Annotated in this window: 13 protein-coding genes; 8 read left to right on the top strand and 5 right to left on the bottom strand. The window is 44.2% G+C overall.

Annotation, left to right across the window (positions count from 1 at the left end; all coding sequences use genetic code 11):
- Nucleotides 1–5 precede the first annotated feature (5 nt).
- Nucleotides 6–629: a class F sortase gene (locus tag PAENI_RS19960; protein WP_223178979.1), complete on the bottom strand. Its 624-nt coding sequence runs from the start codon at nucleotides 627–629 to the stop codon at nucleotides 6–8.
- Nucleotides 630–672: 43 nt separating this feature from the next.
- A complete protein-coding gene (locus PAENI_RS19965) occupies nucleotides 673–978 on the bottom strand; it encodes a hypothetical protein (RefSeq protein ID WP_052404166.1) in 306 nt (101 codons plus the stop codon).
- 189 nt (nucleotides 979–1,167) lie between these two features.
- On the opposite strand from PAENI_RS19965, the gene PAENI_RS19970 reads away from it, so the two are divergent.
- On the top strand, nucleotides 1,168–2,577 hold the full coding sequence (locus PAENI_RS19970; RefSeq protein WP_149646476.1) for a deoxyguanosinetriphosphate triphosphohydrolase family protein: 1,410 nt from the start codon (nucleotides 1,168–1,170) through the stop codon (nucleotides 2,575–2,577).
- A 320-nt stretch (nucleotides 2,578–2,897) separates the two neighbouring features.
- Entirely contained in the window at nucleotides 2,898–7,694 is a 4,797-nt protein-coding gene (locus PAENI_RS19975; RefSeq protein ID WP_149646477.1) for a glycosyl hydrolase, read from the top strand.
- A 96-nt stretch (nucleotides 7,695–7,790) separates the two neighbouring features.
- Here the strand turns inward: PAENI_RS19975 and PAENI_RS19980 are convergent, their stop codons facing one another.
- Entirely contained in the window at nucleotides 7,791–8,153 is a 363-nt protein-coding gene (locus tag PAENI_RS19980) for a GrpB family protein (RefSeq protein WP_149646478.1), read from the bottom strand.
- 78 nt (nucleotides 8,154–8,231) lie between these two features.
- Nucleotides 8,232–9,188, bottom strand: a complete 957-nt coding sequence (locus PAENI_RS19985; RefSeq protein WP_149646479.1) for a D-2-hydroxyacid dehydrogenase — start codon at nucleotides 9,186–9,188, stop codon at nucleotides 8,232–8,234.
- An 88-nt stretch (nucleotides 9,189–9,276) separates the two neighbouring features.
- Between PAENI_RS19985 and thpR the strand changes: the two genes are divergently transcribed.
- The 3 genes from thpR (at nucleotide 9,277) to PAENI_RS20000 (ending at nucleotide 11,605) form a co-directional block, all read left to right on the top strand.
- The gene (gene thpR / locus PAENI_RS19990) at nucleotides 9,277–9,879 is read left to right on the top strand and encodes an RNA 2',3'-cyclic phosphodiesterase (RefSeq protein WP_149646480.1); all 603 of its coding nucleotides are present in this window, start codon (nucleotides 9,277–9,279) and stop codon (nucleotides 9,877–9,879) included.
- Nucleotides 9,880–9,956: 77 nt separating this feature from the next.
- Entirely contained in the window at nucleotides 9,957–10,847 is an 891-nt protein-coding gene (locus PAENI_RS19995) for a cell wall hydrolase (RefSeq protein ID WP_076283914.1), read from the top strand.
- 74 nt (nucleotides 10,848–10,921) lie between these two features.
- Nucleotides 10,922–11,605 carry a metal-dependent hydrolase gene (locus tag PAENI_RS20000; protein WP_149646481.1) on the top strand — a complete coding sequence of 228 codons (684 nt, stop codon included), beginning with the start codon at nucleotides 10,922–10,924 and terminating at the stop codon, nucleotides 11,603–11,605.
- Nucleotides 11,606–11,673: 68 nt separating this feature from the next.
- Here the strand turns inward: PAENI_RS20000 and PAENI_RS20005 are convergent, their stop codons facing one another.
- A complete protein-coding gene (locus PAENI_RS20005) occupies nucleotides 11,674–12,861 on the bottom strand; it encodes an MGDG synthase family glycosyltransferase (RefSeq protein WP_149646482.1) in 1,188 nt (395 codons plus the stop codon).
- A 267-nt stretch (nucleotides 12,862–13,128) separates the two neighbouring features.
- On the opposite strand from PAENI_RS20005, the gene PAENI_RS20010 reads away from it, so the two are divergent.
- From PAENI_RS20010 to gltB, 3 genes are all read left to right on the top strand, one after another.
- Complete coding sequence (locus tag PAENI_RS20010) at nucleotides 13,129–13,704, top strand: TetR/AcrR family transcriptional regulator (RefSeq protein WP_179085738.1); 576 nt, start codon at nucleotides 13,129–13,131, stop codon at nucleotides 13,702–13,704.
- 203 nt (nucleotides 13,705–13,907) lie between these two features.
- The gene (locus tag PAENI_RS20015; protein WP_149646483.1) at nucleotides 13,908–16,262 is read left to right on the top strand and encodes a YhgE/Pip domain-containing protein; all 2,355 of its coding nucleotides are present in this window, start codon (nucleotides 13,908–13,910) and stop codon (nucleotides 16,260–16,262) included.
- 363 nt (nucleotides 16,263–16,625) lie between these two features.
- Nucleotides 16,626–21,221, top strand: coding sequence for a glutamate synthase large subunit (gene gltB / locus PAENI_RS20020; protein ID WP_149646484.1), 4,596 nt, complete (start codon nucleotides 16,626–16,628; stop codon nucleotides 21,219–21,221).
- Nucleotides 21,222–21,225: the final 4 nt, after the last annotated feature.

The raw sequence follows: 21,225 nt of genomic DNA on the forward strand, positions 1-21,225 counted from the left end.
AATATTCATAGTTTCAGTTTTGTAAAGACAATCAGCCTTTTTTCATGTTCTTTCTTCTTTCTGCTATATCTCCCTGTACAAGTAATAAGATTCATTCTGGCTTCAGTAGACTTTCCAAAGATTCGTTCCAAAGGTGCTTCAGCGGTGGCGAAGATTTCTACAGACTCTACAATATAAGTTAGTTTTCGCCCGTCCGCATTGGATACCGTTATTTCATCACCCTGCTTAAGCTTTTTGAGGTTGAAAAAAATAGCTGGACCTATATAACTATCCACATGCCCGTCTAAAATCACATTTCCTTTAGCACCTGGTAATATTCCTGGGTACAGAATTCCTGCAATATTGCTGTCCTTAGGGACGTCCATTTGTCCATCTGGAAGCAACGTAACGGTCTCTATTTTGGCGCTTACTTTAATAGCTGGAATGCTAAGCTGAGTAGGCAGGATAGTTTTGGGTAATGATGGTTTAATATCGATCTTTTGAATAGCTTTAGTAGGAGTTAGCGTTTCTTGCTGCTGTGTTTGTAGTGACCTCGTTTCTGGTCTGCTTTCCTGCGAATGTGAGTCAGTACAACTGGCAGTGGTTAAAGTGATGAAGGTTAATATAAATAAAGATATCCATTTTTTCATATTTAAGAAAAGAAAGAGGGGATTCCCCCCTCTTTCATCCTCCCTATTCAGTTTGTTCGCTAGCACCGCCATGGCCTGTTTTTGGCATTTTTGTTGCTTTCATGTGAATGCTCTTAGTGTTAATGCTTTTAGCCTTCATGCTCTTTGCATGAATTCCTTTAGTGGAGTGGCTCTTCATATGCATTTTCTTTTCATGCATTTTATGTTCTTTTTCTTTCTTCATTTTCTCAGCATGTACTTTTTTCTCATGTTTCGTTTCGGTTGGTGCAGCAGAAGCAGAAGCCGCAGAAGCAACGGATAGCATCAAGCAAGTGGATAAAAGAGCTACGGACAATTTCTTCATAATCATTTAGTGGATTCCTCCTAGATGTTTTTTGCCTACGAAGATTAATATCTCCATTTCAATTGCTTTTAGATTGGTGGATTGCTTCCATTGCAGTTTGGGATTGGTATAACGTTTGTATTTTGAAGTGAAAATTGTTATGAAAATGCCTTATAATGAAGTTCAATATATAGACATTTGGTTAGGGGTGGGAATATGACACTTATTGAAAAAAGAGAACACCGGCAATATCCGGAAATTACCCGCCTAGAAACGTCGAGAGCTGCTTATGAGCGTGATTATTCACGCTTGATTCATTCGCCTACTTTTCGTAGGCTGCAAGGCAAATCTCAAGTGTTCGGGGCTGGCACGGGTGATTATTACCGGACGCGTCTAACTCATTCACTTGAAGTCGCTCAGATTGCTCGTGAGGCAGCGAAAAGTCTGCTTAGATCTTATCCAGAGGTGGAGACAAGTAAAGCTGAGAACCCAGGACTTGTAATAGATCCAGAGGTTGTAGAATGCGCGGCCATTGCTCATGATTTTGGTCATCCTCCTTTCGGGCATAAAGGGGAAGAGGTACTGGATAACATTCTGGACCAGCTTATTGAAAAGAAGACGAATGAGGCTACCCTGCAATCTGGAGCAACGGGTGCAGATAGGCTGCTCATTCATGAACAGATGAAGCAGCGCTATGAGCACTTTGAAGGCAATGCTCATAATTATCGGCTGATTATGTTTCTGGAGAAGCGTGAGAACATTGATGGATTAAATCTGTCGGATGCAGTGCTTCTCGGAATTAATAAATATCCGTTTCCTGGCACCTCACTGAAGAAGGGGATGTACCTTCACGAATGGGCATATATTTCGGAGATTCGCAAAGAGTGGGGAATTCCAGCAGGTAAGAAAACGTTGGAAGCTCAGCTGATGGACCTTTGCGACGATATTGCTTATTCTGCACATGATTTGGAGGATGGAATTAAGGCTGGAAAGATTGAAGTGCATGAACACTTTATGCATGATTCCTATATTCAGCGGCTGATCGTAGAAAAAATTACAACGTTAGAGGATTTCTTCTGGAAGGGTTGGGAGGAGGAAGGTATCCGCGCTAAGGTCGAAGAGGTGCTTAGTTCATTTCTTCGAGTATGGATGGAAAAGATGCCAACCTGCGAGAACGACTATTCCAGAACTCGGCGTGAAGTTAAGGCTTATTGGGTTAGCACCTTTGTCGCAAGTCTTGGGGTGATTCCTGATGGAGACTGGAAGAAGGTCACCTTTATAAAGGAAGGAAAAGAAGATGAGGATATGCTACGGACCGTAAGTGTGCTGAAAAGCTTCGCTTGGGTCACGATGATTCGTGATTTACGAGTACAGCGGCTTCAGAAACGTAGTGAATGGATTCTGCGCCGTCTATGGGGAGCTTTTCTTGATCCGCAGACATCCAAAGCCATTATTCCATCGGACTGGCTGCAACGCTTTGAGAAGGATCAGAAACAAGCGAATCCTATTTGGACGTGGGAACATATGGTGATTGATTATATCGCAGGGATGACGGATGCCTTTGCTGAGAAAATATACAATGAGCTATACGGATTGAAAGTCGGATCGATTTATGACTTGGATTAGATAAAAGAGAAGATTAAGTTAAGGCCAGCCTCCAATTCATTGGAGACTGGCCTTTTGTTTGTTTTTTATAGAACGCGGAATATTTTGTTAGTTTTTTTTGTTATTATTTATTCGACTATATTTATGTTTGTTAACACTGATATTCAGTGTTTTTTATAACAAAATAGCTATTTATAAAAATAAGTTATTGTTTGTATGCTACTTTAGTGCTAATATAATAACTAAAATGTTATTGGTAATAAATGGGGAGGTTGATAAAGAAGCCAAATCTTCTGTTTGAGTAATAATGAAAACCTTTACAAAACGGGAGGGTAAAACGAATGAAGAGGTTCAAAAAAAGCTTTGCTCTATTTCTTACAGCAGTAATGCTCGTTACAATGGCTGTGCCTGCGCTAGCTAACGGAAAAACAAATGAAAACCTCAAGGCGCACTGGGCTGGAGAAAGTGTAGAGAAGTGGCAGGGTAATGGTGTTATTCAAGGTTATCCGGACGGCTCTTTTAAGCCGGATCATAAAGTAACGCGTGCTGAGCTTGTAAGTATTATTAATAAGCTATTTGGATTTAGCACTCTTTCGGAAATGTCATTCTCGGATGTACCTGCTAAAGCTTGGTTTGCAAGCGCTTTATCTATAGCGAAGCAAGCTGGCTATTACAAAGGTTTTCCTGATAATAAAGCGAAAGCGGATACTGAAGTAACTCGTCAAGATGCTGCAACATTAATTGCTTCTGTTTTTTCACTGGAGCCAGGCACTAAAGCGAGTGCCTTTACAGACCAAGCATCCATCAGCGCCTACGCTAAAGAGGCTATCGGGGCATTGAGTGGAATTCTATCCGGATATCCAGATGGTACATTTCGTCCGAACGATCCAATTACAAGGGCGGAGGTAGTCACTATCGTTGACAGACTGATTAGCGGCTACTACAACACAGCCGGTACATTCACTGGGGGAGATATCCATGGGAATATTGTCATTAACCAAAGTGGGGTTGAACTAAAGAATGTAGCTGCATCAGGCAACCTTTATTTTACCTCCGGTATTGGTGATGGTGAGGGTGTCTTGGAGAATGTAACAGTACAAGGTAATGTACTTATATCTGGTGGTGGCGAGCATTCGATTCATTTAAAAAATTCTAAATTGGCTGCTGTAAAAGTGAATCGTCCTGAAGGAAAAGTTCGGGTCGTTATAGAGGATCGTACGGTCATCACTCAACTGACTATTGATAGTGCTTCTATTATAGAAGTAGGCTCAGGTTCTACAATCGATCAGCTTGTGATTGGTAACGGTGCAACGGGAACGTTGATTACAACAAAAGGTACCATTAGCAAGCTTGTAGTAAGTGCTTCCTCTGTAGTCTTAAATGGAGTGACTATAGTAGAAGGAACATACACTGTGAAGGATGGAGTTCTTGTAGGACAGGGAACAAGTGCACCGGCGCCTGGGGGCTCAGGTGGTACTAGTGTAGAGCCTACAGCAACGCCAGTACCGACGGCTACTCCGGAACCTACAGCAACGGCTGCTCCAACGGCAACACCGGAAGCTGGGGTTCATATCGTTGACGTAGATGCATCGGCTGCTACCAAATCGTTATTTGTTTATCTGGATAGCATGAGCGGTAAACAAGTTATGTTCGGTCATCAGCATGATACTACCGTCTCTTTTGCCGGAAAAGATAAGAACGGAAATGTTATTTCTGACGTATACAGCTCCACTGGTGATTATCCTGGGGTTTTTGGTTGGGACACCCTTAGTTTAGATGGATATGAGAATCCTCCTGGAGTTAGCGGAGATTATGAAGCGAGTAGATTAGGATTATCTGCTGCCATGAAGCAGGCTCATGATTTGGGTGGTATTGTAACGCTAAGTACACATCCGTACAATTTTGTTACGGGTGGAAGCTTTAACGATACAGGGAATTCCAAAGGAGCAACGCGCTCGGTAGTATCACGTATTTTGCCAGGCGGAGATAAGAATGGAGAGTTTAATAAATATCTGGATCGCATCTCTGATTTTGCGAACAATCTTAAGGATGACGATGGCAACCTGATTCCAGTTCTGTTCCGTCCTTTCCACGAACAAAATGGAGGTTGGTTCTGGTGGGGTGCGGCTACAACGACAAAGAGTGAATACGCGGAACTGTACAGATATACAGTTGAATACCTACGTGATGTTAAAGGCGTTCATAACTTCCTTTATGTATTCTCACCAAACGGATCTTTTAATGGAAATGAAAGTGAATATTTAACGACTTATCCAGGTGATCAATTTGTTGATATTCTTGGAATGGATCAGTATGACAACAAGGAGAATGCCGGTTCGGAGGCTTTCCTCAATGGTCTTGTTAAAGACCTTAAGATGATTTCTCAGCTTGCTCAAGACAAAGGTAAGATTGTTACCCTATCTGAGTATGGTTATAGTGCTGCTGGTATGAAAACAACAGGCAATAATGAGCTGGAATGGTTCACTAAAGTATTGAATGCGATCAAGGCTGACCCTGATGCGGCAAAAATATCTTATATGCTGACTTGGGCGAACTTTGGTGAAGGTAATAATCTGTATGTTCCTTATAAGAATGTTCCTAACAAAGCAGATCATGAGTTGCTTCCTGATTTTGTGAATTTCTATAAAGATGATTTCACGGCTTTTGCGAGCGATGTGAAAGATGATAATAAGTACAATCTCGAGGTTGAAGTGGCAGGAAAGAAACCTTTCCTCCACATTGTAACTCCGAATAATATCAGTACAGTAACAGATGCCGTAACCGTCATTCGGGCCAAGGTATTAAATGCAGTGCCTAGCAAAGTGACTTATACTGTGGGTGATTCTGGAGTAGAGGTGGAAATGACGCTCGGTGCGGACGGTTACTATAGCGCTTCATGGCAGCCAGACGCTAGTCTGAATGGCAGTTCAGCAGAGATTACAGTGAGGGCATATGGAACTGGAGATGCTACACTTACACAGACTAATTCTGTATTCTTAAAAATCAATGAAGCGCCAATAAAGGTACTTACTTTTGATACTGACAAGGATTTGGAGCAAATCCAAAACAATGGTACTTGGTCAGGGCTCGCCAATAACGCAGAGACGATCAAGACGGTCTTGCAGCATGCGTCACTAGATGCTGACGGTAAGCTTGTTATTAACATTACAGAAGGGCTGTCTGCTGAGGATACTTGGCAGGAACTGAAGCTGCAATTGAATGATCTTGCACTGGATGGAGTGGACCTGTCTCAAGTTACACGTGTGAAGTTCTCCGTGTTAATTCCGGAGGCTGCTCAGAATGAGGCAAACAATGCTGCGGTACGCAGTGTGATTCAGTTGCCACCAGATTGGGATACAAAGTATGGCATGGACTCATCCTATAAATCTTTGTCCGATCTTGAGAAAGTTAACGTGGGTGGATCACAGTATTATAAATTTGATGTTTCGATTGATCTGGATAATGCCGCTAAATCAACCGAAGCCACTGGTCTAGCGATATCTCTGGTTGGCAGTGGTTTGGAAGTGAAAGGTGAATTGCCAATCTATGTAGATAATATCGGTCTTTATAATACGTATACTGCACCTGTTGCTGACAAAGCACTGGTAGATAATTTTGAATCTTATGGCTCAAGTGATGAAGCACTGGTAGCCAAATATCCTAAGGCTGGCGGAGATGATGTGAGCGTATCTTTAAGCTCCGAGCATAAGGCATCCGGGGATTACGGAATGAAACTGCACTATACGATTAATAATGCAGGTTATACCGGAGTAGGTAAAAGTCTGGGTTCGCTGGACTGGTCCGACTATAATGCACTCAGTATGTGGGTAGCTTCCGATGGAGACAACGCTTATGCTGAGAAAGGTGAGCCGCTTAAGCTAGTGGTGCAGCTTGTCATTGATGGCGGATATTTCGAGGCCTATCCGGTCATTAATCCAGACAAGAACGGTAAAATAGTATTAAGTTTGAAGAATTTGACGGAGATGAGCTGGGGAAAAGCCGGAGAGCTTACACAGGAAAGATTGAAGCAAGTTCAGAGCTTTAATTTGTATGTGAATGCGATGGACGGACAGAGCCACGAAGGTTCGCTCTACTTTGACGATATTCAAGCAGTCTATGACGGGACACTTCCGGATATGTCGGAAGAAGGAAATGGAGGTTCCCAAGGACATGAGCCTGGCGTGTTGTACGCCTTCGCTACAGAAGCTGATATTGCAGGATGGGCTATAACAAATGGTTCGTCTGCCAACGCTCAACCTCCAATATTTGATGCCAATGAAGAAGCGGCAAGTGTACAATTTGATTTGATTAATACTGGCAATGATACAAATGGCAGCTCCAAAGAATCCTTTGAACTTGCTATTAATCCTGAGAAGCTGAATATTATAGGGCTGGATACGATCAGCGCTAAGGTTAAGCTCTCGAGTGGTGCAGCTAAAGCGCGTCTATTCATCAAGACAGGTGCGGACTGGAAATGGAGCGACAGCGGTGATCCTGTGCCTGTAGATTCTAAGGGTTATACGACCTTATCTATTTCACTGCCAACTGCAGCAGCAGGGGTGGGCGTAGATTTGGCTGCTGTAAAGACGATTGGGATTAAAATTGAGGATGTTTCCAATGATGGAGGAACTGCGAAGCTTTATTTGAAGGAAGTATCCCTGGAGAAAGCTGTCCCGGATGTTCACTATGGCTTCGAGACGGGGAATGACGGTTGGGCTATCAATTCTGGTACAGCCACAGTATCTTCCGATGTATATGCTGAAGGTAATCAATCTTTGAAGCTTGATTTCGCATGGAATGGAGAGGATAAAGATCCTTTTATAGCAGCATCAAAAGTAGCTGCACTTGATCTGAGCTCATTCTCCAAGCTTACTGCTAAAGTTAGAATCGTCTCTGACCAGCCTGATGTTCAAGCGAAGCTGTTTCTTCAATTAGGTGGCTATGCAGTATGGGTAGATTCGGGTGCGAAGATAGCTGCTCAGGATGGATTCACGGAGTTCACGATTGATCTCAGCAACAATTCCAATCTATCGCCTGAGAATTTGAAGAAAGTGGATGCCATTGGCATTCAGTTTGTTACACCTTCTACTGCTGGAACCGCTACAGCTTATATTGACGAGATCATAGCTTCTAATTAAGCGCGCTGCGATCCAGGTGTGAAATAAGGGTCCCTGCATGTCCATTAGGATTGCCTAATAGACATGCAGGGACTATTTTGTCTGATCAGTTTATAGTTAATGATTTGAATAGCATTCAAGCGCTGTTCTTTCTAGTTCGGTGACAAATGCTTCTTTCCCATCCATATAAGCTTCAATGTCCTTCGGAAATTGATTCGCAAGATCCTCTTTTAGATTACCGTATTGTTCTGCTGCCTCTGGATGTGATCTAAGGTAGTCCCTTACTGCCAAATGACGATCGATGTCTATCTTGTTATCGATTTGAAAGACATGAATGTGATGAGTTCTATTCGTAACAGAAGTGCTGCCAATATGGTGAATATCAATAAGTGCATCAGCGAAGATCTCTTTAATCTTACGAGATTCTTCTTGGAAGATAAGATTCCATTCCTCATTGTATTGTGTGACAGTAACATCCATTTCGCTAGCCTTTCTTTATGTTTGATTCCTGGATTTTTTTATTATAGAACAAGTGTTCTTAATAATCAAATACTAAATTTAATATTGGCGGGCATAATCAACGAGATTTAGGGATGGAGTGCCAGTAGATAAATAGGAATTTATATTTTCGGTAAAAATATTTACGATTCGATTAGCGTATTGATCGGTTATGCCAGCAGAATGAGGAGTGATGACTACCTGCTCCATAGTCCAAAGTGGATGATCCTGCGGGAGAGGTTCGGTTTCGAATACATCCAATCCCGCACCACGAAGCTGATCGCGATTCAGTGCGTGGATTAGAGCCTCAGTATCAGTAGTCGCTCCACGTCCAACGTTAATGTAATAGGAGCCTTGTTTAAAGGCAGAGAAGATCGCAGTATTAAATAATTGCTTAGTTTCATCGGTGATAGGGAGTATATTGATGATGAAGTCGCCTTGGCTCACAGCTTCTGGCAGATGGTCAGTGGTATATACTTGATCAAAATCAGCGAGTGGCTTGCCTGAGCGGCTTACTCCGATCGTCTTCATCCGGAAAGCTTTAGCGATTCTGGCAGTTTCACTGCCGATGGCTCCAGTTCCAACAATAACGGCTGTCTTTCCGAACAATTCACTCTCACTTCCGTCAGAATTCCAGTAGCGGTTCATCTGATTGCGAACGGCTGTATGTAAATTACGTGTGAAGAGAAGCATGAAGCCAAAGATTACCGCAGAAATAGGCTCGGCATGCACTCCGCTCCCACTAGTCAATAGGATTCCACGTTCCTTAAAACGCTCTAACGGGAGCTTCTCAATTCCAGCAGACCAGGATTGGACCCAGCGAAGGGGCGAATCTGGACGAAGAAGCGTATCGGCGATACCTTTAGCCCAGCCAATTACGATTTCAGCATCAGCTAGCAGCTGTAAATCCGGATTTTTGCCGTCACCTTGTATGAATGTATAACCGGGGGCTGCTGCTTTGATCCTTTCTTGTTGCTCGGCTGTAAGTGGTTGTAGACATACTATGGACTTAGTCATGATGTATTCCTCCTGCTCTAAGGTTTGATGAAAATGGATAATGTTATAGGATAAGGATACCAAATCTATAGGAGAAGGTGAAATTGATATGGATGCTAAAGTGTCGGATAAAGATTCAGAACGATTATTTATTGCTGTGAAATTACCCTCAGAACTTCAACAAGTCGTGGCGGAAGAGTGCTCTAACCTATCTCAAAAGTTTCATTTTGCAAAATGGACTCATCCAGAGGATTATCATATTACCCTGCAATTTTTAGGAGACACCCCAAAGACGAAAATCCCGGATTTAATCATGTCGTTGAAGCAGATGTCAGAGCAATGCAGCCCCTTCAAACTATCCTTAGACAAATGGAATACATTTGGTCTGCCAAAGGCTCCAAAAGTTTTATGGGTAGGGGTTTCTGGCGAACTAGAAGAGCTGAATTTACTGGCTGCGAGAGTACACACTGCTACACTTCCTTTAGGTTTTTCGGCCGAATCCAGGGAGTACAAACCACATCTCACAGTGGCTCGAAAGTACCTTGGAAAAATTTCATTTGATGATAAATTGCTGGAAAATTTACTGAAATTGGATGATGAAAAAAGATCAAAAATCTTTCATAGAGACTGGACGATTGATAGTTTTGTGTTGTATGCTACCAGAATGTATGCCATTCCTATGTATGAAATGATTGAAAATATTACATTTTAAAATCGGTATTTAAGTTTTCAAAGCTTCCGTTTTCGGTTACATACAATAGGAATGTGCCGTGAAATAGGAGGAATATCATGTTAATCTTTAAACAAAACCGCTGTATCGCGTTGCTTGTTGGCGTTATACTAGTGTGTTTCTCTGCCATAAGCTTAATGCAGCCTAATCAGGTTGCCGAGGGGAAAATAGATAATCTGCAGATGGATAAGCTGCAATCCACCAGCCGAGCATCGGTAATTAATTATTTGCAAGAAGAATCAAAATCTAGTAAGACGAGGGGCACTACAAAAGTTTCACAAACGAATAAGCTTTACAGCACAGTTAACCTGTTCAGTTCCACTTGGAAACCAGAGCAGAGTGTAGAATGGCTTAGTAAGAATAAAATAAAGCCACAAAATACATCGCAGGCTTCCATAGTTCGGGTAAAGGCTGATGTAGCACAATCTAATTCAGCTGCGCAGAAAGCGACAGCGAAAAAGAGCGCTCAGACTGTAGTTAAGACAGTCTCGGCATCTCAGAAAAATCCCCTCACAACATTATACTTCTCTCGGACCGAGCTATTAAGCCAGGAGCAGCAAAGTAAAGCAACCCGGCGCTACGCAGTATCCGAAGAAGAACTGCTTCTGCTACAAAAAATTGTAATGGCAGAGGCGGAAGGTGAACCGTACCAGGGCAAGGTGGCAGTTGCCAACGTTGTTCTGAATAGGCTACGGTCAGCCAATTTCCCCGACACGATATATAAGGTCATTTATCAAAAGCATCAATTCAGTCCTGTAGCTAACGGGCGTCTTAAACGTGTCAAGCCTAATGATGATAGTATTAAAGCGGTGAACGCGGCGCTCTCTGGGGTGAAGGAAGTTCCCGATAGTACTTATTTTTTCCTATCGCTTAAGCTTGCGCAGGATCTTACCGTACATCATTCGCAGGAGTATGTGAAGACCATTGGTAATCATACGTTTTATAAATAATTGACCTTATCTGTGAACCTCAGCTATTTATAGGGTAAACTAGACTATATAACCCTGGAGGTGGAAGAATTGTCATGAAGATCACTTATTACGGACACTCAGCGCTGCTGGTAGAAACAGAGCAAGCGAAAGTTATTATTGACCCTTTTTTGTCAGGAAATCCGAACTCCGGTATTTCACCTGATGACATTACTGTAGATGCTGTCCTGCTGACTCACGGTCACTCGGATCATTTAGGTGATGCTGTGCAAATTGCCAAACAGAATGATTGTCCGATCTTTGCTGTTTTTGAGCTTGCAGAATACTGCCGAATGAAGGGTGCCAAGGTAAAACATATGAATATAGGCGGCAGTCATATTTATGATGCCATTAACGTTAAATATACTCAGGCGTTTCATTCCTCATCGATTCAGGAAGGCGACGTTTGGATTTATGCTGGACAGCCCGCAGGTATTTTATTGACGATTGAGGGGAAGACGTTATTCCATGCAGGTGATACCGCACTATTCAGCGATCTGCGTCTGATTGGTGAAAGAACTGCGATTGATTTGGCGGCTCTGCCAATTGGCGATATGCTGACCATGGGACCGGATGATGCGCTCCTTGCTGCGCGCTGGCTTCAAGCGGACAAGGTCATACCACTTCATTACAATACATTTCCGGATATTGCTCAGGATGCTATGGATTTCTGTAATCGTCTGCGACAAGAGGGGATAGAGGGATTCCCGCTTAAAGCTGGTGAAAGTATAGAAATTTAATAAATCCTAATTACATGTTTACACAAAAAAGCAGGTAGCCGGGGATTTCCCTGGCTACCTGCTTTTCTTTATGGTGTAATGCACACAGGCTCTTCGCCTCGGGCTTGAGATCTTGCTCCTCTGATATCAGCTGTTTTGTCTGCGGGGTTGCCTAACATCTGCAGAACGGTAGTCGCGCAACTTTGCGGTTGATGTTTATCAGGGGCTAGACGGCGTTTACGCTGTTCTTCGAGAACAGAATACTCACGAAGCATCATAGAGAACCATTTGTTCACTACCTCACAGTCAAGTACCTCTGCTAGTCCTAGCTCTACGAAATATTGGCAGTTTTTCTCTTCCTGACCTGGAATAGCTTTATAGAAGAGCATTGGAATTCCCTTAGCCTGACCTTCGGTACAGGTCATACCGCCAGGCTTTGTGATTAGAAGGTCGGAAGCATCCATAAGTTTATTGATTTCACTGGTGTATCCAAGAATCTTGACGTTAGGATGATTAAGCCTTGGATTGGACTTCATTTTAGCTATAAGCTTCTCGTTACTGCCCATACAGAAGATAAGTTGGATGTTATCCATTCTGGCTGTGAGTGAATTCATAATCTCTTTGCCGAACATCAGTCCCCAGCCTCCACCCATTATGAGAACAGTAGGGATATCGGCTAGACCTAGTTCCTTGCGGAGCAGCGTCTTGTTGGATCGTTCCCAGAACTTCGGATGCACAGGAATGCCCGTGACCGTTACAAGCTCAGGAGCAATCCCTCGGCCTGTTAGAATTGATTTGACGCGTGGGGTAGAGACGAGATATCGATTGACCTCGGAATTTACCCAGCTACCATGTGCATCATAATCTGTAATTAACGTATACAGCGGAACCTCCAATCCACGACGCTTTAGTCTGGAAATGACAGCGGCCGGAATGGGGTGTGTGCAAATAATCAAATCAGGCTTTAGCTGTTCGATCACTTGAGAGGCATGTGTATAAAAAATCCGATGAAGTGCCATCTTAGTCAACGGGTTCAATGATTTATGATATTGTGTCTTATACATCATGCCGACCAGCTTAGGCTGGCTGCTAACTGTTTTTCGGTAAGCGGAAAGAATCCATGGGGCGACCATCGGGTTAAGAAATTTACCTAGCTCGATGACTCGGCACTGGACATCCGGATTCAGCAGCTTTATTCCTTCGGCCAGAGCATAGGCTGCTCCTGTGTGGCCCGTACCGAAGCCTTCCGAAAACAGCAGTACTCTTTTCTTTCGCATAAGTTCACCTGCTACTTTCCTTTTCAATAGAAATGCGGAATTTCTTCTTAAATAGATGAGGGAAAACTGTTCTCTACTCACATTATACAAATAAGACGTAAATAGAAAGTTAAAACCCTGCAATAAATAAAAAAATAAAAGATTTTCTAAAGTATTGCAAACTGCAAAGCTACATGTTAAAGTAATGAATGACCAATTGACCGGATTAGTAAAGTGGTCAGATAGTCAGCGGTAATGATATTTTCTGGAGAAAGGAAGTGGGCACAGGTGGCAGTGGTGGATCGAAGACAGCAGGTGCTTCAGGCCGCAGCAAAATCATTTTCATTATTCGGCTATAAGGCGACTACCATGGATCAGGTTGCTAAGATCGCAAATGTCGGGAAAGGAACCATCTACACCTTTTTTACAAACAAAGAGCAATTGTTTGATGAGATCCTGCGCGATATGATGGTAGAAATGAAGATGATTGCTGATCGCGAGATCAGGCGAGACAGACCTTTCTTTGATAACCTGCATCGTGTGCTGGATGCCCTGCTGGAATTTCGAAGTGAGCAGGAGCTATTCATCAAGCTTTCCCAGGAGAGTCGCGAATTCGGAACGCCGCAGGCAGGAGAAGGGCTCGAGAAGATCGAGAACTTAGTTTTAGAATATTTAGAACGGGAGGTGCAACAAGCCCTTGAAAAGGGAGAAATCAAACCTTGCGATCCTAAAATCGTATCTGTAGTCATGTTCAGGCTATATATTGTATTGACTGCTGAACTGAATAAAACACATACTCCCTTGGACAAGGAACAGATCAAGATGTACTTTCATTTGTTTCTCGCCGAAGGATTGGCACAGTAAGCGTTGATTCAGGATAGGGATGGCGTGATCAGATTGCTTTCCCTTAACAACTTCCAAACTGTTTTAGGCATTGAAGAAGAGCCGAAAGGCGTTTTTTTATCCCCTGAATTGACCAGATGGGGAAAATGGTCACCTAGTGTTACGTAATATTTCGCAAACAAAGCATTTTAAAGAGAGCATAAGCTCATAAGGAGAGAACCAGAATGAAATCATTATCCGTATTTACCAAGGATCTTGGCGCAGCACTGAGAAATCCAAAGGTGCTGATTCCGATGATTGCCATCCTATTTATTCCGGTGATGTATAGCGGATTCTTCCTAAAGGCATTCTGGGATCCGTATGGCAAGATGAATGAGTTACCGGTTGCTGTGGTCAACCAAGACGTCGGTGCTAATTATGAAGGAAAACAACTTCAGGCCGGAGATGATCTGGTTGAGGAGCTTAAGGTAACCGATGGCTTTCAATGGAACTTTGTTTCACTAGAAGAAGCGCAAGCAGGAATGAAGGACAATACCTATTATATGGCGATTATTGTTCCAGAAGACTTCTCTGCTAAAGCAACAACGCTTTTGGATGATGAACCACAACCGGCAAAAATTATTTATGAGCCAAATGAAGGCTACAACTTCCTGGCCGGTCAAATCGGTGGGACGGCTGTAGCAGAAATTAAAAATAAAGTATCTGCTAAAGTAACAGAAGCTTATGTGGAGTCTGTATTCAATCAGATTACAGAAGTATCTGATGGATTGGGCGAAGCAGGAGATGGAGCTTCCAAGATCGCAGATGGCGCTGGTAAGCTAGATGACGGAGCCTTGAAGCTGAAAGATAATCTTCTTGTACTGACAGATGGTACAGGTAAACTTCAAAATGGTGTAGAACCCCTTACACAAGGTGTGACTGATTTGAATGCAGGTGCTACGGCGCTTAAAACAGGATCAACCACGTTGGCAAGCGGATTGCAACAACTGTCTACTGCACATACGCAGCTTCAAGACGGAGTTGCTCAAAGCGCTGCCGGCAGTAAACAGCTTAGTGATGGCTTGAAGCAAGCTGTAACAGGTGCCACACAGCTTCAAGCAGGAACGAAGTCTGCTGTGGATGGTACTACTAAACTACAAGCAGGAACACAATCTTTAGTTGACGGCAGCGCGAAGCTGGAAGCAGGTTTAACCTCTTCCGTTGATGGCAGCGCGAAGCTAGAAGCAGGCTTGCAGGCTTCCGCAGAAGGTAGCACAAAGGTTACTGAGGGCGCTAAAGCGGTCGCTCAAGGGTTGCAGCAATTGGCACAGGCTAGTCCTGAGCTGGCACAGAATCCAGCCGTACAGAAGCTCCTAGCAGCTAGTGCAGCTGTTGCACAAGGTAGTGAGCAACTGCAACAAAGCCAAGAGCAACTGGCACAGGGTGCTACTGCACTCCACAGTGGGCAAGAGCAACTGGCACAAGGTGCAACTCAACTGCATTCGGGTTCACAGCAGGTAGCTGATGGTGTAACTCAGTTGCATGATGGAGCACAGCAATTAAATGCTGGTAGCACACAGCTTTTGACAGGACAACAAAAACTGGCACAAGGCGCATCTGCACTTGTAACGGGTGGCGATAAGCTGAATGCAGGGATGCAACAATTTGGTGCGAAGCTTAAAGAAGCTGCAGCTGGAGGCAGCAAGCTGGCTGAAGGCGGTAAAGCACTTGGCGATGGTACCTCAAAACTGCTAAGCGGTGTAGGCGAACTAGGTTCCGGTATCAGTGCTGTAGCAGATGGTTCGAAAAAACTGGCTGACGGTGCAGGCGAGCTGAAAGATGGTATGGATGATCTGAAATCTGGATCAACAGAACTGGCAACTAAGCTTGGAGATGCTGCTGAGAAAACAGGCAGTGTGAATAAGTCAGATAAAATGATGGAAATGTTCGCACAACCGGTTGTGGTTGAGGATCAAGTTGTAAATCATGTACCAAACTACGGAACAGGATTTGCTCCTTACTTCTTATCTCTTGGGTTGTTTGTAGGTGCTCTGATTTCTACGATTGTTATTCCAATGCGTGAATCAGCTGTAATAGGCGCAAGCCGTATGAATCGTTTTATCAGCCGTACGCTTACGTTCTCAATCATGAGCTTTATCCAGTCTATGCTGGCTGCTGTGGTTGTATTGTACGGACTTGGACTAGAAGTACAAAGTGTACCGCTATTCTTCCTATTTACATTCTTGACTAGTCTAGTTTACACATGGGTAATTCAATCCATTGTTACTTGGCTGGATCAACCGGGACGTTTTGTTGTTATCGTTATTCTTATTTTCCAATTAACAACTAGTGCCGGAACATTCCCACTTGAATTGATCCCGAACTGGATGAAATTCTTTAACCCACTGCTTCCTATGACTTACACAGTTAGTGGTCTTAAATCAGTAATTTCTACAGGGGACTTCAGTGCAATGTGGAGTGACGTAGGTGTGCTTGCAATCTTCGGTCTTGGGTTCCTTGCTCTTACTTTCGCTTACTTCATGACCCGCAGTCGGGACAATGAAGCTGGAATGAATAGTGAACAAGCTATGACTGTATAATTTTAAAAAAAGTAATTAAAAAGCGTCTCCTCCGGGGGGCGCTTTTTTTGAGTTTAAATCATAGCACCCTTTTTCTTGCAAACATTCAAGGGTAATGAAAATTCTTGAAACGCTTTCATTGCATAAGTTCTTATGCGTCATTTATGCATAATTATACATAGATGAGTTTTTTTAAACTTTTGTCCACTAAAGCTGTGTCGCAAAAAGAAATGTTAATCAGCATCATAAAAAAGTTTAAATTGCGCTGTTGTCACCTCGGTGATAAAATAATAGCACTAATCTGGCTTGAATAATTATTAAAATTTTAATCTGAAAAATTTTCCAAAGATTACGCCATACTTTATAATAGAAAGGTTGCGTTCGATGAGACACACTGAACTGCCCGGAAAACAGGGCCTGTATGATCCCCAGTTCGAAAAAGATGCTTGCGGCATGGGATTTGTAGCCCATATTAAAGGCAAACCGTCCCATGATATTGTTAGTAACGCTTTAACAATGCTCTTTAATATGGAGCATCGTGGCGGACAAGGTAGCGAACCCAACTCTGGTGACGGAGCAGGTATCATGCTTCAAATTCCGCACCGTTTCTTTGCTAGTGAAGCCCAAAATCTTGGCTTTGCTTTGCCGGAACAAGGCCATTATGGCGTAGGTATGATTTTTCTATCTCATAACGAGAAAGTTCGGGCTCAACATGAGGCACTCTTAAGCAAAATTATTGCTGAAGAAGGTCAGGAAGTACTCGGCTATCGTGATGTACCTACCTATGATGAAATGCTTGGCAAAACCGCGAAGGCTGCAAAACCTTTTGTGCGCCAAGTGTTTATCGGTCGCTCGGCCTCGGTTACGAACGAATTGTCTTTTGAACGTAAGCTTTATGTCATCCGCAAACGTGCAGAGCTTGCGATTCGCTACGGTGGTGTAGAAGAGGCTGAAGCCTTCTATATCCCAAGCTTGTCATGTCGTAAGATCGTGTACAAAGGCATGCTGACTACAGAACAAGTCGGACAATTCTACCTGGATTTGCAGAACGAAGAGCTGGAATCAGCAATCGCGTTAGTTCACTCCCGTTTCAGTACGAATACCTTCCCAAGCTGGGAACGTGCGCATCCCTACCGCTTTATGATCCACAATGGTGAGATCAATACCTTGCGCGGAAATGTGAACTGGATGCATGCCCGCCAGTCGCTGTTCAAGAGTGAAGTGTTCGGCGAAGATCTGAGCAAGATCAAACCTGTTATAAACCCGGATGGATCGGACACTGCAATGTTCGATAATACCTTTGAGTTTCTTTATTTGAGCGGACGCTCCTTGACACAAGTAGCCATGATGATGGTTCCTGAACCATGGAGCAATCATGACAGTATGGACGCCGACAAGAAAGCTTTTTACGAATACCACAGCACTTTGATGGAGCCATGGGACGGACCTGCTGCAATGGGCTTTACAGATGGTGTGCAAATCGGCGCTATTCTCGACCGTAACGGCTTGCGACCTGCTCGTTATTATGTAACAAAGGACGACATGATTATTCTATCCTCCGAAGCGGGTGTACTGGACATTCCAGCAGAGGACATCTTATATAAAGACCGCCTGAAGCCTGGACGCATGCTGCTCGTGGATACGAAGGAAGGCCGTATTATCTCCGATGAGGAAGTCAAATCGGCTATCGCCACTGAGAAGCCTTACCGCCAGTGGCTGGATGAGCATTTGATTAGTCTCGAAGAGCTTCCAGATGCGCCTGAGCTACCAAATCCTAAGCATGACAATGTTCAGCAGCTGCAGCAAGCGTTCGGCTATACTTTTGAGGACTTGCGCAAGGTGCTTGAACCAATGGCATCTACTGGCGCTGAAGCTGTAGGTTCCATGGGTTATGATGCGCCGCTCGCTGTGCTTTCAGACCGTCCGCAACGTCTATATAACTATTTCAAACAAATGTTTGCTCAGGTAACGAATCCACCAATCGATGCTATTCGCGAAGAGCTGGTTACCTCTACTACGACTACGATTGGACCAGAGCGTAACTTGCTTAAACCAGAACCAGAAAGCTGTCGCCAAATCTCGCTGCACACACCGATTCTTTCGAATGAAGATTTTGCTAAAATTCGTCATGTTCGTCGTGCAGGCTTCAAGTCGATGTCTATTCCGATTCTTTTCCCAGCTGAGCTCGGAGCAGAAGGAATGCGTATCGCGCTTGAGCGTATGAATGAGGCTGCTGATCGCGTTATGGCTAAAGGTCATAACATTCTGATTCTGACGGACCGCGGTGTGGACCGTGAGAATGCTGCAATTCCAGCTCTACTTGCGGTATCAAGTCTACATCACCATCTGATCCGTCAAGGAACACGGACAAAAGTTAGTATTTTACTCGAATCCGGTGAACCTCGTGAAGTCCATCATTATGCACTTCTGCTTGGTTATGGTGTGAGTGCAGTCAATCCGTATCTGGCCTTTGAAAGCTTGGATGATATGATCGGCCAAGGTTTACTGCGGGGAATCTCGCATGAGAAGGCTGTGAAGAACTATATTAAAGCTGCGACTAAGAGCGTAGTTAAGATTCTTTCCAAAATGGGGATTTCGACTATTCAATCCTACCGGGGCGCGCAGATCTTTGAAGCTGTGGGTCTGAACTCGGAATTCGTGGATCGTTACTTTACTTGGACACCTTCCCGCATTGGCGGTATTGGTCTGGAGGAAGTAGCAACTGAGGCACTTATCCATCATAACCGTGCTTTCACGGAAAAAGACGGAAATGATAAAGTGCTTGATTCCGGTGGTGATTATCAATGGCGAAACGATGGGGAAGATCATTTGTTCAACCCACAGACCATACATCTGCTTCAGCACTCCGTGCGTAGTGGGGATTATAAGTTGTATAAGAAATATGCTGCACTTGTTCAAGGTGAAAGTGAGAAGCATCTGACAATTCGTTCCTTGTTGCAGTTCAAGTCAGCTTATGAACCTATTCCATTAGAAGAAGTAGAACCAGTAGAGTCCATTATGAAACGGTTTAAGACGGGTGCGATGTCCTTTGGTTCCATTAGTAAGGAAGCACATGAGACCCTCGCTATTGCGATGAACCGGATCGGTGGTAAGAGCAATACTGGTGAGGGCGGAGAAGATCCAGCCCGCTATATCCCGGACAGCAACGGCGATTCCCGCCGCAGTGCGATTAAACAAGTAGCCTCCGGACGTTTTGGAGTTACATCTAACTATCTTGTTAACGCTGATGAGATCCAGATTAAGATGGCTCAGGGTGCTAAACCAGGGGAAGGCGGACAGCTTCCAGGACGTAAAGTTTATCCATGGGTGGCTGAAGTGCGCGGTTCAACAGCTGGTGTGGGCTTGATTTCACCTCCGCCGCATCATGATATTTATTCGATTGAGGATTTGGCAGAGCTGATCTACGATCTGAAGAATGCCAATCCACGTGCAAATATTAATGTTAAGCTCGTCTCTGAGGTCGGAGTAGGTACGATTGCTGCTGGCGTAGCCAAAGGGCGCGCTGATATTATCCTGGTAAGTGGCTATGACGGGGGGACAGGTGCATCTCCGATGAACTCCATTCGTCATGCAGGTCTGCCATGGGAACTTGGCTTGGCCGAAACGCATCAGACGTTGATGCTGAACAATCTGCGTGACCGCGTTGTACTGGAAACAGACGGAAAAATGCTTAGCGGACGCGATCTAGCCGTAGCTGTATTACTGGGTGCTGAAGAGTATGGCTTCGCTACTGCTCCGTTAGTAGCTGTGGGTTGTATCATGATGCGTGTCTGCCAAATGGATACTTGTCCGGTTGGTGTAGCGACACAAAATCCAGATCTTCGTAAGAACTTTACGGGTGATCCACAGCATGTAGTTAACTTTATGACCTTTGTGGCACAGGATTTACGCGAAATTATGGCGAGTCTTGGCTTCCGTACGATTGAAGAGATGGTTGGCCGTACAGATTGCTTAGACGCTGCTCAAGCTTCGCAGCATTGGAAGAAGAAGGGCGTAGATTTGAGTAGTCTGCTGCATGTGCCGGAAATGCCAGAGGGAAGCACACGCTTCTGCAGTAAACGTCAGAATCATGGTCTGGAAGAGACGCTTGATGTCTCTAAACTGCTGGATCTGGCTGCACCTGCACTGGAATCTGGAACGGCTGTAGAAGCATCGTTACCGATTACGAACGTTAATCGTGCCGTTGGAACCATCCTCGGTAGCGAGCTGACACGTAAATACGGGGCAGCTGGTTTGCCTGATGATACGATTCGTCTTCATTTCACCGGTTCTGCTGGTCAAAGCTTAGGTGCATTCGTGCCTAAGGGGATCACACTTACGGTGGAAGGCGATTCCAATGACTACGTTGGTAAGGGACTGTCGGGTGGTAAGATTATTATCAAACCATCTCCAAAAGCTACCTTTGCAGCTGAGGACAATATCATTATCGGAAATACTGCATTCTACGGAGCAACAGCTGGAGAAGCTTATATCAACGGTATCGCCGGTGAACGCTTTGCCGTTCGTAATTCTGGAGCGAAGGTTGTTGTAGAAGGTGTGGGTGACCACGGTTGTGAATACATGACTGGAGGCCGTGTGGTTGTTCTTGGTGAAACAGGCCGTAACTTTGCGGCAGGGATGTCAGGTGGTATCGCTTATGTTTACGACCCAGAGAGATCCTTCATCGGCCGTTGCAATCTCGAGATGGTACTTCTCGAGAGAGTGGAAGAGCCAGAAGAGATCGAAGAGCTGCGCGAGCTGATTAGCCGTCATGTAGAGCTTACAGGCAGTAAGGCGGGAGCGCGGGTATTGGATCAGTGGGCAGATAGCTTGCCGAAGTTTGTTCGTGTCATTCCGAAGGATTACAAACGGATGATGGAGCAGATTCGCAAAGTGGAGCAAACCGGATTGACCGGCGAGGCTGCTTTGATGGCTGCATTTGAAGCGAATATGCGCGAGCTTGCACGTGTAGGTGGCTAAATAC

It is taken from the genome of Paenibacillus sp. B2(2019) (genome assembly GCF_008370385.1).
Taxonomy (GTDB): Bacteria; Bacillota; Bacilli; order Paenibacillales; family Paenibacillaceae; genus Paenibacillus_AQ.

Bases quoted from the DNA above. Each gene is read 5' to 3' on its own strand.
- PAENI_RS19960 (WP_223178979.1), bottom strand. From the start codon at position 629: ATGAAAAAATGGATATCTTTATTTATATTAACCTTCATCACTTTAACC.
- PAENI_RS19965 (WP_052404166.1), bottom strand. From the start codon at position 978: ATGATTATGAAGAAATTGTCCGTAGCTCTTTTATCCACTTGCTTGATG.
- PAENI_RS19970 (WP_149646476.1), top strand. From the start codon at position 1,168: ATGACACTTATTGAAAAAAGAGAACACCGGCAATATCCGGAAATTACC.
- PAENI_RS19975 (WP_149646477.1), top strand. From the start codon at position 2,898: ATGAAGAGGTTCAAAAAAAGCTTTGCTCTATTTCTTACAGCAGTAATG.
- PAENI_RS19980 (WP_149646478.1), bottom strand. From the start codon at position 8,153: ATGGATGTTACTGTCACACAATACAATGAGGAATGGAATCTTATCTTC.
- PAENI_RS19985 (WP_149646479.1), bottom strand. From the start codon at position 9,188: ATGACTAAGTCCATAGTATGTCTACAACCACTTACAGCCGAGCAACAA.
- thpR (WP_149646480.1), top strand. From the start codon at position 9,277: ATGGATGCTAAAGTGTCGGATAAAGATTCAGAACGATTATTTATTGCT.
- PAENI_RS19995 (WP_076283914.1), top strand. From the start codon at position 9,957: ATGTTAATCTTTAAACAAAACCGCTGTATCGCGTTGCTTGTTGGCGTT.
- PAENI_RS20000 (WP_149646481.1), top strand. From the start codon at position 10,922: ATGAAGATCACTTATTACGGACACTCAGCGCTGCTGGTAGAAACAGAG.
- PAENI_RS20005 (WP_149646482.1), bottom strand. From the start codon at position 12,861: ATGCGAAAGAAAAGAGTACTGCTGTTTTCGGAAGGCTTCGGTACGGGC.
- PAENI_RS20015 (WP_149646483.1), top strand. From the start codon at position 13,908: ATGAAATCATTATCCGTATTTACCAAGGATCTTGGCGCAGCACTGAGA.
- gltB (WP_149646484.1), top strand. From the start codon at position 16,626: ATGAGACACACTGAACTGCCCGGAAAACAGGGCCTGTATGATCCCCAG.